12 protein-coding genes and 1 pseudogene are annotated in these 13,540 nt (G+C 61.1%); 7 read left to right on the plus strand and 6 right to left on the minus strand.

Annotation, left to right across the window (positions count from 1 at the left end; translation table 11 throughout):
- Positions 1-55 precede the first annotated feature (55 nt).
- The 3 genes and pseudogenes from E4J93_RS02310 to E4J93_RS08235 all read left to right on the plus strand — a co-directional run bounded on the left by E4J93_RS02310 (position 56) and on the right by E4J93_RS08235 (position 2,244).
- Positions 56-880 carry an ABC transporter permease gene (locus E4J93_RS02310; protein ID WP_255431874.1) on the plus strand — a complete coding sequence of 275 codons (825 nt, stop codon included), beginning with the start codon at positions 56-58 and terminating at the stop codon, positions 878-880.
- Positions 881-888: 8 nt separating this feature from the next.
- Positions 889-1,644: pseudogene (locus E4J93_RS08230) on the plus strand (ABC transporter ATP-binding protein); the annotation flags it as partial.
- The gene (locus E4J93_RS08235; protein ID WP_255431879.1) at positions 1,618-2,244 is read left to right on the plus strand and encodes an S-layer homology domain-containing protein; all 627 of its coding nucleotides are present in this window, start codon (positions 1,618-1,620) and stop codon (positions 2,242-2,244) included. The pseudogene E4J93_RS08230 and the gene E4J93_RS08235, both read left to right, overlap by 27 nt.
- A gap of 124 nt (positions 2,245-2,368) precedes the next feature.
- On the opposite strand, the gene E4J93_RS02320 is transcribed toward E4J93_RS08235, so the two are convergent.
- Complete coding sequence (locus E4J93_RS02320) at positions 2,369-4,105, minus strand: DUF6020 family protein (RefSeq protein ID WP_147587880.1); 1,737 nt, start codon at positions 4,103-4,105, stop codon at positions 2,369-2,371.
- A 61-nt stretch (positions 4,106-4,166) separates the two neighbouring features.
- A complete protein-coding gene (locus tag E4J93_RS02325; RefSeq protein ID WP_147587881.1) occupies positions 4,167-5,234 on the minus strand; it encodes an acyltransferase in 1,068 nt (355 codons plus the stop codon).
- Between the two features lie 125 nt (positions 5,235-5,359).
- On the opposite strand from E4J93_RS02325, the gene E4J93_RS02330 reads away from it, so the two are divergent.
- On the plus strand, positions 5,360-6,304 hold the full coding sequence (locus tag E4J93_RS02330) for a glycosyltransferase family 2 protein (RefSeq protein ID WP_147587882.1): 945 nt from the start codon (positions 5,360-5,362) through the stop codon (positions 6,302-6,304).
- 36 nt (positions 6,305-6,340) lie between these two features.
- The gene (locus E4J93_RS02335; RefSeq protein ID WP_222705677.1) at positions 6,341-8,101 is read left to right on the plus strand and encodes a DUF6020 family protein; all 1,761 of its coding nucleotides are present in this window, start codon (positions 6,341-6,343) and stop codon (positions 8,099-8,101) included.
- On the opposite strand, the gene E4J93_RS02340 is transcribed toward E4J93_RS02335, so the two are convergent.
- From E4J93_RS02340 to E4J93_RS02350, 3 genes are read right to left on the minus strand one after another with little or no spacing between them, the layout of a single operon-like run.
- The gene (locus E4J93_RS02340; protein ID WP_187231576.1) at positions 8,082-9,311 is read right to left on the minus strand and encodes a glycosyltransferase family 4 protein; all 1,230 of its coding nucleotides are present in this window, start codon (positions 9,309-9,311) and stop codon (positions 8,082-8,084) included. The two genes, E4J93_RS02335 and E4J93_RS02340, sit on opposite strands and share 20 nt — an antisense overlap.
- 30 nt (positions 9,312-9,341) lie before the next feature.
- The gene (locus E4J93_RS02345) at positions 9,342-10,409 is read right to left on the minus strand and encodes a glycosyltransferase family 2 protein (protein WP_147587884.1); all 1,068 of its coding nucleotides are present in this window, start codon (positions 10,407-10,409) and stop codon (positions 9,342-9,344) included.
- Positions 10,410-10,415: 6 nt separating this feature from the next.
- A complete protein-coding gene (locus E4J93_RS02350; protein ID WP_147587885.1) occupies positions 10,416-11,501 on the minus strand; it encodes a glycosyltransferase family 2 protein in 1,086 nt (361 codons plus the stop codon).
- Positions 11,502-11,644: 143 nt separating this feature from the next.
- Here E4J93_RS02350 and E4J93_RS02355 point away from each other — a divergent pair, with 143 nt between their 5' ends.
- Together E4J93_RS02355 and E4J93_RS02360 are read left to right on the plus strand one after the other, a co-directional pair.
- Positions 11,645-12,046, plus strand: coding sequence for a GtrA family protein (locus tag E4J93_RS02355; RefSeq protein ID WP_147587886.1), 402 nt, complete (start codon positions 11,645-11,647; stop codon positions 12,044-12,046).
- Between the two features lie 183 nt (positions 12,047-12,229).
- Entirely contained in the window at positions 12,230-12,640 is a 411-nt protein-coding gene (locus E4J93_RS02360) for a GtrA family protein (RefSeq protein WP_229056361.1), read from the plus strand.
- A 73-nt stretch (positions 12,641-12,713) separates the two neighbouring features.
- Here E4J93_RS02360 and E4J93_RS02365 read toward each other — a convergent pair whose 3' ends face one another.
- Positions 12,714-13,535: a DUF4430 domain-containing protein gene (locus E4J93_RS02365; RefSeq protein WP_147587887.1), complete on the minus strand. Its 822-nt coding sequence runs from the start codon at positions 13,533-13,535 to the stop codon at positions 12,714-12,716.
- Between the last annotated feature and the right edge of the window lie 5 nt (positions 13,536-13,540).

Below are 13,540 nucleotides of genomic sequence, written 5' to 3' on the forward strand. Positions count from 1 at the left end.
CCTTAATGCTAATATAGCCCATTGTAAAATGTCTGCGTATGAAGGTGGTCGACCCGTGGATTCAACCAACCAAAATACTGTTCCCGTCCATCATGAGAACGACTTGAAGAAGGATATCTATATCCTCAAGCAGCTCGTGGGCAAGGACTTCAAGCTCAAATACCGCCGCAGCTTCCTGGGCGTGCTTTGGAGCGTGCTCAACCCGCTGCTCATGATGATCGTCATGTCCGCTGTGTTCAGCACGTTCTTCGTGGGCCTGCGCGGTGAGAACATCGTGAACTACCCGCTCTACCTCATCCTGGGCAACATCACCTTCGGCCTCATGAACGACGCCACCAGCTCGTCGCTCATGTCCATCATCGGGTCGTCGTCGCTGCTCAAGAAGGTCAAGATCCGCCGCTTCGTGTTCCCGGTGCAGAAGGTTCTCTTCGCGCTGGTCAACTTCTTCTTCTCGCTCATCGCCGTAGCCATCGTCATGCTCTGGTTCCGCATCATGCCCACCGTGCATATCCTGTGGCTGCCCGTGGGCCTGCTGCTGCTCATGCTCTTCTGCATGGGCGTGGGCCTGGCGCTCTCGGCCCTATCCGTATTCTTCCGCGACGTCATCCATCTGTGGAGCGTCGTCATGACCGCATGGACCTACGCCACCCCCCTCTTCTGGGACTTCGCCATGATCGACGGCATGAACCCGATCATGCAGGTCATCCTCAAGGCCAATCCCATGTACGCCTACGTCATGTTCATGCGCGACATCTTCCTGTATCAGACGAGCCCCAGCGCCGCCGTGCTCATCAGCTGCACCGCCTGGGCGGTCATCGCCATGGCGATCGGCTACCTGATCTTCCATAAGACCGAGCACAAGTTCATCCTCTACATTTAGGAGCATCCATGTCTTCCGACATCAAGAAGGACGAAGAATACGCAATCGAGGTCAACGATGTCACCATGGTGTTCAACATGGCATCGGAGCAGCTCAACAGCTTGAAAGAGTATTTCATCAAGATCATGAAGCACGAGCTCTTCTTTGAGGAGTTCAAAGCTCTCAAGAACATCTCGTTCAAGATCAGGCGCGGTGAGACGGTCGGCCTCGTCGGTACCAACGGCTCGGGCAAGTCCACCATGCTCAAGGTTATCGCCGGCGTGCTCGAACCCACCTCGGGCAACTGCATCGTCCGCGGCAACATCGCACCCCTTATCGAGCTGGGCGCGGGCTTCGACTACGAGCTCACCGCACGCGAGAACATCTACCTCAACGGCGCGTTGCTGGGCTATACGCGCGAGTTCATCGACAGCAAGATGGACGACATCATCGAGTTCGCCGAACTCGAGGACTTCATGGACATGCCGCTGAAGAACTACTCCTCCGGTATGACCGCGCGCATCGCATTCGCCATCGCCACCATCACGGAGCCCGACGTGCTCATCGTCGACGAAACGCTCTCCGTAGGCGACGTATTCTTCCAGCGCAAGTGCGAGAAGCGCATCAAGCACTTCGTCGACTCGGGCGATGTAACCGTTCTGCTGGTCAGCCACTCCATGGACCAGGTCGAGCGCATCTGCGAGCGCGCCATCTGGATCGAGAAGGGCGACATGCGCATGGACGGCCCCGTCGAGGACGTGTGCCAGGCGTACCGCGAGCAGTTCGCCTTTACCGACATCGCCGAGGACACGCCGCATGCCAAGGAGATCTGGTGGCTCGCCCGCCAGAAGATTTCCAAGGGCTACCCCGATAACACCTTCCGCCCCGATGTGCTGGTGGCGCGGTGCGATGTCGCCGCCATGCTCTACCGCTACTCCGATGCAGTCGACTACGCTCCTTCGGACGAGGATCGCACCCTGTTCAAGGATGTTGACGACAAGACGCCGCACGCAGAGTCCATCATGTGGCTGGGTCATGCCGGAATCGCGCAGATCATGGCCGGCGACGAATTCCGCCCGCACGACCAGGTGAAGCGCTACGAACTCGCCAGGATGCTCTATCTGCTCGACGGTAAGCCCGCATTCGAGCCCACCGAGCGCCTGCGCGACATGTATCCAGACGTTACGGATGAGACCCCGGGCGCCAAGGAGATCTGGTGGCTTGCCTCCTCCGGCGTGAAGTATGGCACTCCCGAGGGCATGTACGCGCCCAACGACGTGATCACCCGCCGCGATGTGGCCATCATGTTCTACAGCGTTCACAAGATTCGCGTGAAGCGCATCCAGGAGGAGCAAAAGCGCAAAGAAGCCAAGCGTAAGTTCTAGAAACGCGTTGCAGCCTTAAGCAGCGCGCGACGAAGGGGCCCGAAGCAGTTCACACAGACCTGCTTCGGGCCCCTCTTTTCGCATTCGGCAGCACGTAGACAAACGATCGCGTGACGATCATTCGCTACGCACGCATGTGTGCCGGGACATACGCGGAGTCGGACGCAGCGGACGCCCCGACAAGGTCGGCCATCATGACGAGCAGCAAAGGCAGGCTCGTGAACAACGGGCTGGCATACCTATACAGCGACCCCGGACCAAGGAAGAGCGTTAAACAATACGCAAGCAGGACGGCGGCAGGTATCATGCGGCTCGCTGGGATGCGCAGGGCTATGCATGCAAACACGTAGGCCATGGCGAGCCAGAACCACGTCGAAGCCTTGAAGAGCAGATTCAAAACGGGGACGTTCGCCTCGAATCGAGATGCCAGAGCAGAGTCGACCGCGTCGCTCAAGGGCGGCACGGGACGCTCGAAGGGAACCGCGAGGTATTGCGGCAAGGCGCCGCGCACCGCGTCATACGGGCACATGAGCGATAGCTGGACCGCATCCGCCTCGTTGGCATAGGATACCGACTGACTCCAGTACCCTGCAGAAAGCAGCGCCCACGCATTGATGAAATTGCCAGGATAGCGAAGCGCGAGCCCGAGATAGAGACGAGCAAACCGCAGCGGATCAGAGGAGACGAGACCGGTGTTGAAGTGCTCCTTCGTGGCATCGGCGAGCGTGTTGCGGTCGTATTTGCGCCAATCGGGAACAAGTTGCTCGATATAGGCGCGGTCGGCAGGATCGAGTTCGGCTCCATGGTCAACCAAGACGCTCGCAAGCTGCACCGAAGGAACGCTCATGATCTCTTTAGATGGACCCGGCTTGATATCAAGAGCCCTATACACTGGACCGGTGATAACGAGCGACAGCGCGATAGCAGAGACGAGTGCAACGAGCAGGCGGCGCGCATCGAACGCCCGACCAGCATGAAGCGCGAGCGCAAGCAGCACCACGACCAGGAACGCATGGAGCGCGTTGTTGCGCATGAGCATGGACAGCAGGAAGAGAAAGAAGCCGTACACCAGCCAGCTGCGTATACCCGTAGACGGAATATCGTCGCGTACCGTACGGTAGACCCACAGCGCCACCAGCGCTAATAGACCCGAGAACACAACGTCCTTGGTGGTCATGGTTGCATAGACCGAGAAGCCCGGGAATAGCGCGGCGAACGCGAGGGCAGCCACGTAGATACGAAGGTGCCCCGACTCGTACGCATAAGAGACGACGCGCGCGAGGCACAGCGAGAAGATGAGCGTCTGGCTTACGGTATAGACCGCCAATCCAGCACCGTAGGAGCCAAACAGCGTCTGGCCGAAAACGAGCGAGCCACCGAGCCAGAGGGAGTGCAGCGGCGGATGCCACGCGTTGAGATGGGACCAATACTCGGAGATATTGGTTGTATCCGGCGCGACGAACGCCGTCTGCCACATGGCATCGAAACAGAAATCGCCAGGCCAGCGCGCAATAAGCACGGGCAGCCACGCAAGGCAGATAACGCTCCAGGCCAGTAAGAACGGATGGCGCACGCGCATGCGAAGACCTTCGGATGCCGCCACGCGATGACGGGAGGAGGCCCGCGAGAGCATCGCGTATCCCGCGATAGACAAGGGTGCGGCCAACACGAGCACCGTCACCCATGTAGCCATTGACCCAAGGTCGCACGTACCCGTACGGGCGAGGTTGCGGCCGATCGCCAACGAGGCGGCATAGAGCAACGAAAAGAGCACGGACACCACGGCGAACCGAGCATCGATGCGCCCAGCGGACGCACCTCGACCGGATCCGAATCGTTCGACCTGCTTCGTATCGTTCAAGCTATCCCCCTGCGAATCGCTGCAATCTCACCCATGGTCGCGCCTGCACCAGAAGGCGCCCCTATCGCCAACCGCCTACGATACCACGTACGAACGGGATGCGGTTGAGCGCATAGGAGCATGCCAGGCAAAGGGCGAAGATCACCCAGGGCAATCCGAGGCGCACGACATGGGACGTCATATCCATACCGAGGCGCGAGATGAAGATCTCGTTGAGCACGAAATAATGCATGAGGTAGACACCGAAGGTGAGGCCTGCGACCTGCTTGACCAGCTTCGCGCTGACATGGATCCGTGCCAGCAACCCATCCCAATCAACCTGCTTGAAGAAGATGAATACCGCAACGGAGGGCAAGATGGCGGTAAGGTAGTTGTAGTCGAACAGCGCGTTGTCGAGCACGCCCGCCTGCTGGGAAGAGATCCAGGTGTAGCCATAACGGACCGCCAGGCCCAGGGCGCCGAGGCCGTAGAGCGCCAGACGCCGCCCGCGGACAGCGAATATCTTCGTATCCTGGGAGAGCAGGTATCCCAACACGGTATACATGATGTAGCCGCCGGCAACGCTGATGGCGATGCCGCCGTTCCACGGCAGCCCCAGCACCTTGAAGAGCGGCGCGATGGTTCCCGACAGCAGCACGTAGGCCCCCACCAGGTACCACATCGTATCCGCATGGTCTTTCAGGCGCGAGAGCACCGGCATCGACAGCGTGACGCCGAGCATGGAAAAGAAGAACCAGTACGTGCCGTCGATCTGGCCGTTCATAAACACGTTGAAGAAATGGCCGAGCGATGGCGTCCAACCCTCGGGAACGGGGTTGAGCAGGCCGCTCGTCCGCACAAGGTACTGGATTATGCACCAGGCCACGAACGGCACGAAGATGCCCTTCATACGCGACACCAGGAAGGCCTTGGTATCCTTCCGGTCGCGATACGCCAGCGTCTTAGCACCCGAGCACATGAAGAAAATGGGGACCGCCCAATAGAACGCGACCTCGACCGCCAGCGCCTGCGACCAATGGGGCGTTGCGGGCCCCCAGTGCACGATGCCGTTGCAGTGCAAGAAAATGACGGCAAGGCTGGCGACGATCGACAGGATGTCGAAGTAGATGTAGCGAGGCTTCGTGCCCATTCGTTCGCTTCCCTTCCAATTGATCGCAAACGCTAGAAGATTCAAGGAGAATCATAGCCTGTTTGGGAACCGATATATACTGGAAAGCTAGCTTGCATTCAGAGCAACCAGGAGAGATGCACCCTATGAAAACCGTTGACACTTCACGTATAGCCGTTTTGATTCCCTGCTATAACGAAGAGGTCACCATCGAGAAGGTCGTCTCCGATTTCCGCCGCGAGCTGCCCGGCGCGCCCGTCTACGTCTACGACAACAACTCGAGCGACCGCACGGCCGACAAGGCACGTGCCGCCGGTGCGATCGTGCGCCACGAACCCCGCCAGGGCAAAGGCAACGTATGCCGTCAGATGTTCCGCGACATCGAAGCGGATTGCTACCTCATGGTCGACGGCGACGACACCTACCCTGCCGAACAGGCCGCCGAGCTCTGCGCACCCATCTTGGACAACAAGGCCGACATGGTCGTTGGCGACCGCCTTTCCAACGGCACATACGCCAAAGAGAACAAGCGCGCGTTCCACGGCTTTGGCAACAACCTGGTGCGCCGTATGATCAAATGGATCTACGGCTACACGTTTGACGACGTCATGACCGGCTACCGGGCCTTCTCCCGCCCGTTCGTCAAAACGTTTCCCGTGCTCTCCACGGGATTCCAGATCGAAACCGAGCTATCGATCCACGCGGTAGACCGGCGCTGGCGCATAGCCGACGTCCCCATCGTCTACCGCGATCGCCCCGAGGGCAGCGAATCGAAGCTTGATACCGTAAGCGACGGCATCAAGGTCATCTTGATGATCGGCACGCTCTTCAAGAACTACCGGCCGCTCGCCTGCTTCGGCAGCATAGCGACGCTCTTCCTCGCCCTCGGCCTTATCTGCGGCATTCCCGTCATCGTCGAGTTCATACAGACCGGACTCGTGCCGAGGCTTCCAACGGCGGTGCTTGCCGTGGGCTTCGTCTTCCTCTCGGGTCTTTCCCTGGCAACCGGACTCATTCTCGATACGGTCGCCCGCAACGAGCGCAAGCAATGGGAGCTCAACGTATACCGCGTCATGGAACAAGATCGATAGCATCTCGCGAAGAACCTCTTCCCACTAGGAGCCCCCTTGGATACCCCGCAACAACCATCCCGGATTATACGGGGATGCAACAGGGTGCGCGGCTACGCCGGCTACCTCCTCGTCTTGGCAGCGTTATCTCTCCTCTGCACGATGGCGGAGTCGACGAATGCCGCCTTTTCATTCGACGAGGGCGCCGTGCGCTTCGGCGCCTACCTCGCTGCGTTCGCAGTCGTGTTCCTTGGTTGCGAGCACCTGGCCTCGCGCATGCCGTCGCGAAACGCAGGCGCGCTTTCGCGCGTCAGGATTCCCCACATCCTCGCTTTCGCCGCCATCATCTTTATATGCTGGATGCCCCTCTTGGACACGCTGTATCCAGGCGTCACGTTCTCCGATACGTCAAGCCAGCTTTGCCAGTTTTTCGGCAATCCACCCGAATTCGGACCATACTGCATCGTGCCCGACAGCGCGTTTAGCGACCATCATCCCATTCTCGACACGCTCATCATGGGCTCCCTGGTGAAGATCGGGATGGAGCACGGCTCGGCCAACGACGGCTTCATGCTGCTCGTGATCGTGCAAAGCGTGCTGCTCGCCCTGAGCATCAGCCGAACGATCTGCCATGTCGCGGTCCGATTCTCATGGCGACCGCCATCCCTTGCAATCGCCATCGCCTTCTTCTCGCTCTTTCCCGTCTTCCCCTTCATGGCGGCCTCGCCGGTGAAAGACACGCTTTTCATAATCGTTTTCCTGGCCTTTATCGTCGAGTTCTCGCGGATAGCCCTGTCGAACTCGCCACGTCTTCCTTGGCTCGCCGGCCTGTTCTGCTGCACGGTGCTGCTGGCGCTTACGAAGCGTACGGGATTATATGTGGCTGCGCTCTGCCTGCTGGGGGCGCTCGTCCTCAAGCGCGCGCTACGGAAGCAGCTGCTCGCCTGCATGGCGCCCGCCATCGTGCTCGCCGCCGTGGTGTTCCCCGCCGTGGTGTTCCCCCTGCTCGATGTATCCCCCGGGTCGAAAAACGAGATGCTCGGGTTCTTCTACCAGCAGACCGCCCGCTATGTGCGCGAGTATCCCGAAGAGGTCGCTCCCGATGAGCGCGAGGTCATAGACCGGTTGTTGAACTACGAAACGCTGGCCAAGCGCTATCGGAAAGACATCGTCGATATGGTGAACCACGGAAAAGGCGTCGATATCGACCCGTCTACCGAAATGGTTCGCGCCTACGCTCAGGTATTTGCCACCCAGCTCCTGCGCCACCCCGAGAACAACGTGCAGGCCATCTTGGATCTTGAGTCGGGATGGTTCGATCTGAGCCTGCGCTATCAGGTGGCGATCAACTACGGCATGGCAGATACCCCGGAAAACGGCGTCCCCGACATCTCGCGGCCCGAATCGATGCGCGCACGAGCCGAGCACGCCGTCGAAGCCCTCAACCGGACTGCAACAGACCGGCTGTTGGGGCCTCTTTTCACGCCGGCGCTCTACACCACCCTGATCCCCGCATTCTGCCTTCTTCTTAGCTTCCGGATACGCCGCTTGACCAAGGAGCGCCTGGTAGCGCTGCTCCCCGTGCTCGCATCCCTGCCGTTGCTATGGGTGTCTCCGGTCTCGGACGCCTCGAGCAATCTCGAAGCGCTTCGCTATACGCTCCCCTTCCTCTATACCGCGCCCTTCACCCTCGCGTTCGCACTTGGACGCATCAACGAAAACGCGGACGGACCGCTTGACCGATCCATCCGCGAACACGTTGAAGAAGCTGTCAATAGCGAGCCGGGTGCCAATCCCCCTAGCGTGACGAGCGCGTAAGCTGCTCGACCAGCTCGACGAGCTGGCGATACGAGTGCTTGCGATCGAATTGGTCCTCGGCGATGGCGCGGGCGGCAGCGCCCATGCGCTCGCGCGCCGAAGCGTCGGCCTCCAAGCGCTCCAAAGCCGCAGCCAGGCCCTCGACGTCCCCGGGGCGCACGTTCACGCCGAATCCGTCCCGCTCGACCTTCGCGCGGAATTCCGGGCTCATAGAGGTGCTGAGCATAGGCTTGCCGGCGGCGAGGTAGTCGCCGATTTTTGTGGGAACGCTCTGCGGCGCGTTCTCGACCAAGGAATTCACCAGCACGTCCGAGGCAACCAGATAGGCGGCCATCTGGGGATACGGCATGTAGCCCAAGAAATCGACGTTGCAGCCCGTCTCGGCGACAAGCGCCTCCAGCTCCTCGCGGATGGTGCCATCGCCCATGAGCTTGAGCTTCATGAAAGGGTGCGAGCGCTGCAGGCGCGACATCGCGTACACGAGGGTGCGCAGGTCGTAGCAGTTGCTCATCGCGCCCGCATACGAGACCCAGAACTCGCCGGAGGGCTTTGCCACCTGAGAGCCATATGCCAGCGCCCCGGAGTCGAACGCGGCCAGGTCATTGCCCACATAGGCAACGACCTTGGGAATGTCCTCCGCGCGATCGCGAAAACCGCGCGCAGCGTACTCGTCGGACGTGCCCACGATGGCGTCGGCCAACGCATACGTGCGCCGAGCCTGTCGGTAGAACGGCGCAAACGCGATATCGGAAACGATAGGGACATCGAGCGCGATGCGAAACGCTTCGGGCCACAGGTCGTTCACGTCGACCACGAAGGGGATGCCGTAGCGCTTCGCCGACTGACCGACGGCCAGGGCAACGTCGTTCGGTGGAATCTGGCAATAGATAAGATCGTAATCGTGATGCTCTTCGAAATATGCGCGCATGTTCTTTGCCATCACGTGATGGGCCCAGATGCGCTGCGGGCACATGTTCTTCGGGTAGCCGGGCTCCTCGATGAAGCGCACGTTGAACGAGTGCACGCTTGCATCGAACGACTCGACGTCGCGCTGGCGCTTCTCCCAGTGCTGGAAGCGAGAGGTGAGGAAATCGACCTCGTAGCCCTCGGCGGCGAGCGTCTCGGCAAGATAGACGTAGCGCGTGGCGCCCTTGACCTCGTGGCCGAGCTTGGCGTCGATACTAAAGATGGCAATGCGCTTCTTGCTCATATCCTATCCCTTCCCAGGCGAATCCCGTGCCTAGCGGCCGAGCTTCGCACGCATCTGCTGCATACGAGTATACGAAATGCCCAGGCGATTCAGCAGCAGCGCCGTCCTATAGCGCTCCTCGCCCATCTTCCACTGATCCTCGTTCGCGCGTTTGAGCTCGTCGCGAAACGCTTTGGCGCGAGCGCGGCCGCGGGCCCGATCATCATCGAACAGCAAGGCGATATTGTAGTGCGTATCAACGATGAGATGCACCTTATGCCGCAGGTACGCAAGCGCCCAGGGCTCCAAGGATTCGGCAAGGTGGCCGGATTCCGCATCCGATAGGTAGCGCAGCATCTCATCGACCACGCGCGAGTGGTCGGCCCAGCGCTTGACGTAATTTGCCTGGCTCACGCTCTGGCCGGCATTACCCACCAGATACTGGTAGACCTCGATATCGAGGAACGCGATCGAGTGCGCGGGAGCGCTCGCTTTAACGATGTACTCGTAATCCTCGTAGAAGGTGTGTTCAAGCAGATGGAGACCCATGCGGCGCAGGTAATCCGTACGCGCCGTGAGCGTGTGGATCATGATCTGCGCGGCGGCCGCGTCGTTGGCGCACACCTGCTCGAACGGCAGCACCGCGTCGCGCTCCACGCCGTCGGCCAGCTCGAAGAGCTCGGTGGCACCCGTTACCATATGGACCTCGCGCTTCTTGTCGACCACGAGCTCGCAGCCAAGCGCACGGAGGCGACCGATGAGCGCCACCAGCCCGTCGGTGTCCACCCAGTCATCGCCGTCGACCACGCGGAAATAGGTGCCGCGCGCGGCGGCGAGGCCCGCGTTGATGGCCGAGCCGTGCCCGCCGTTCTCCTTGGAGAGGACGCGGAAGATGCGCGGCTCGCGCTGCGCGAACGCTTCGGCGATAGCGCGCGTGCCATCGGTAGAGCCATCGTCCACCACGATCACCTCGAGCACGCCGGCCAGGCGCTCGTCGCAAAAGGACGCGAGGCCGTGGGCAAGATAGCGCTCGACGTTGTACGACGGCATGGCGATGGTGAGCACCGGCGATTCCGCGCAAGCGCTCCCATGGCAAGCAGGGGAAACGTTATGTGCCATATCCATCTACCTCTCCATCTTAAGCTTCGCGTAGCTGGCTCCCATGCCATGGCGCACCAGATGTATCACACGCCCCAGCGCGCACGCGACGAAGGGCGACCGCAGCGAGATAAGCTTGATACCGGCCGATAGCGCTCGCCCGCCGCGCGAGACAGCGCCCGGAACGAGCGTGCGGAACAGCTCGTCATCGAACACGGTGCGGCACCACGCAACGCGATCGGCATGCGACATGTGCGCGCGCGGATCGCAGTTGCGCTCGAGCGCGCTCATGATGTAGCGCACGTAGAGCGAACCCAAGCGCGAGCGAACCTCCGGCGTATCGGCACCCCAGCGCTGTTGCTGGCAATAGAGCTCCTCGATGCGCCTGCGGTGCACGTCGTAGTAACGCGGCTCGAACCTATTGGTAAGGTTGCTTGCCTGGCGCTTGGCGTACTCGTAGAGGGGCTCCTGCAGGAAGACGGCGGCATCCGCGCGGTCGAATGCGGCGATGCTGAAGAGGATGTCCTCGATGAGCGGGACGTTTTCGAATCGCAGCCCCTCCAGGACGCGGCGCGCATACACTTTGTTCCAGGGATAGCCGTAGAGCGTGGACTCTTCGAGCGGCAAAACCTGTTCACGCAGACCCTGGCCAGAGAAATACCCCTGTACGGGCGGCAACACCTCGCGCTTCAGCGAGACCTCGCCCGCTGCATCGACGTACACCTCCGTGCAGCCGAACACGACGCAATCGACATCCGGGGTTTCAAGGGCGGCGGCAACGTGCTCGAGCAGGCGCGCATCGCAGCGGTCATCGGGATCGGCCATCCACACATAGGAGCCGCGCACGTGCGCAAGACCCGTATTGCGTGCGGCGGCGACGCCCCGATTGACCTCGTGCGCTACCACGCGAATACGCGGATCGGCCTGCGCACGGGCGTCGAGCAGGGCGGCCTCGTCCGGCGCCGAGCCATCATCGACCAAGATGAGTTCCCAGTTCTCGCACGTCTGCGCCTGAACGGCATCGATCGCGGCGTCGAGATAGGACGCGACGTTATAACAGGGCATGATAATGGAGAAGAGCGGGTCTTCCGTTAGCGCAGCGCGATCCACCATGCCCCCTCTATACAATCGAACAGAAACGCAATCGATGGTAACACAGCGCCCATGCAGCTCGGTTACATAGGGCGGCTTCTACCCACGAACGCCAAAGAACCCGCGACACGGCCGACGCCCGGCCACGTAAGGAGCAAAACCGCATGCAGCGCCTCATCCAGCAGATCATGAAATTCGGCATCGTGGGCGTGCTCGCCTTCGTCATCGACTACGGCCTCATGGTGGCCCTCACCGAACTGGTCGGCCTCGCCCCCGTCGCGTCGGCGACCGTATCGTTCATCGTATCCGTGGTGTTTAACTACGTAGCCAGCATGCGGTTCGTGTTCTCGCACAAAGAGGGCATGTCGAAGCAGCGAGAGTTCGTCATTTTCGTCGTGCTCTCCGTGATCGGCCTGCTTATCAACGATGGACTCATGTGGGCGGGAACCGAGCTCGTCGCAATCGACTACCGCATCGTGAAGATCGGCGCGACGGCGGTGGTTATGGTATGGAACTTCGTTACGCGCAAGCTGTTCCTGGATGGCGGCGAGCAGCAGGCGTCTTAACGCGATATGGCGCAACGGCCGCAGTCGCCCGCCGTCCTACCCGCGGCGCTCGCGCACCACGCAGCGCAGGCGGCCCCGTTTCCTACATCAACGTGCAGAAACGGTAGATTTGCACGAAACCTGATGCGCGCCCTGCACAAAGCTCGTATAGTTCATCTCGCGTTAGTCGAAGGCGAAAGGACCATGCGGGTGCACGCGCTCATTGCAAAAGATTCCACCAAGCAATTCGGCAAGTTTGCCGTCGTGGGGCTTATATCGCTCGCCGTCGAATACACGGCCCTGCTCTACCTCGTCGAAGTCGTTCACCTCGGTGTGCTGCCCAGCACCACCATCAGCTTCATCGCCTCGATCATCGTGAACTACGTGCTCAGCATGCGCTTCGTATTCGAACATCGCGACGATATCAGCCGCAAGCGCGAGTTCACCATCTTCGCGATCCTCTCCGCCATCGGCCTGGCGCTCAACGACTTCTACATGTTCGTGGGCGTCAGCATGCTCAACATCGGCTACCAAGCCATGAAGCTCATCTCCACGTTCTTGGTTACCTGGTACAACTTCTTCTCGCGTCGCAAGTTCCTAAGCAATCAGTCGTAGCGCGCGTACTCAACGAATGCATCGAGGGCGGCCCGTTCTTCAACGGACCGCCCTCGTCGTATATCTACGCCCGCTAGAGGGACGTGACGTAGACCCATTTCACCACGTCGCCGTCGTGCAGGGTATGCACGCTGCACGAATGACCGGGGAAGCTTCCGTTCACGCTGTACTTCCAGCCGCTCTCACCGCCGAAATCAAACTCCGCCAGTCCGCCGATACCCGCGACGTACACGCCGAAGCCGGAATTGCGCGCGTTGACGGAGAGGCCGGTAGCGCACAGGGCGTCGTACACCGTAGCCCCCTCCTCGAACGTAAGCGTGGTATCAGCGCTCACCGAGCCATTGGCTGCCGAGGAATCGACCAGCACGCGCACGCTGATGGTAGAAGGCGCCTGAGGAGCTGGCGCAGCGTCGCCCGCGGCGCCCGAAGAGCCCGACAGCCCGGATGCGGCCGAGGAATCCGGAGCCGAGGCGCCAGACCCGCTCGGTGCCCCTGCAGCCGGTGCCGTCTGAGCGGCCGTATCGCTTTGCGCGGCCGCGGCATCGTCGGCCACCTGCGCATCGCCTGTGGCCGCGGCTCCATCCGCGCCCGACGCCCCGCCATCGGCTGCAGCCGTCTGCGGTTCCTCGTCCGCCGTGGTCTGCAGGAACGACGCATCATCGTGAGCCATCTCGCTCGAAGGCGGGTTGAACACGAAATACGCCGCCGCCAACACCACCATAACGAGTGAGATGGCGAAGAGCGCTCGCACGATCCGCGGCGCCCCCGCCGGACGGTCCCCGTCGGACCCGTCTACGGTGGCACCGGGATACACGCGCCCATCCTCCTCCGGCGCCGTCCCGCCTATTGCAGACGCCGTCTCGATCTGCTCGGTTTCTTCCTGTACGTCGGTCACGACGC

Origin of the sequence: Collinsella sp. BA40 (genome assembly GCF_008014645.1) — a bacterium.
Lineage (GTDB): Bacteria > Actinomycetota > Coriobacteriia > Coriobacteriales > Coriobacteriaceae > Collinsella.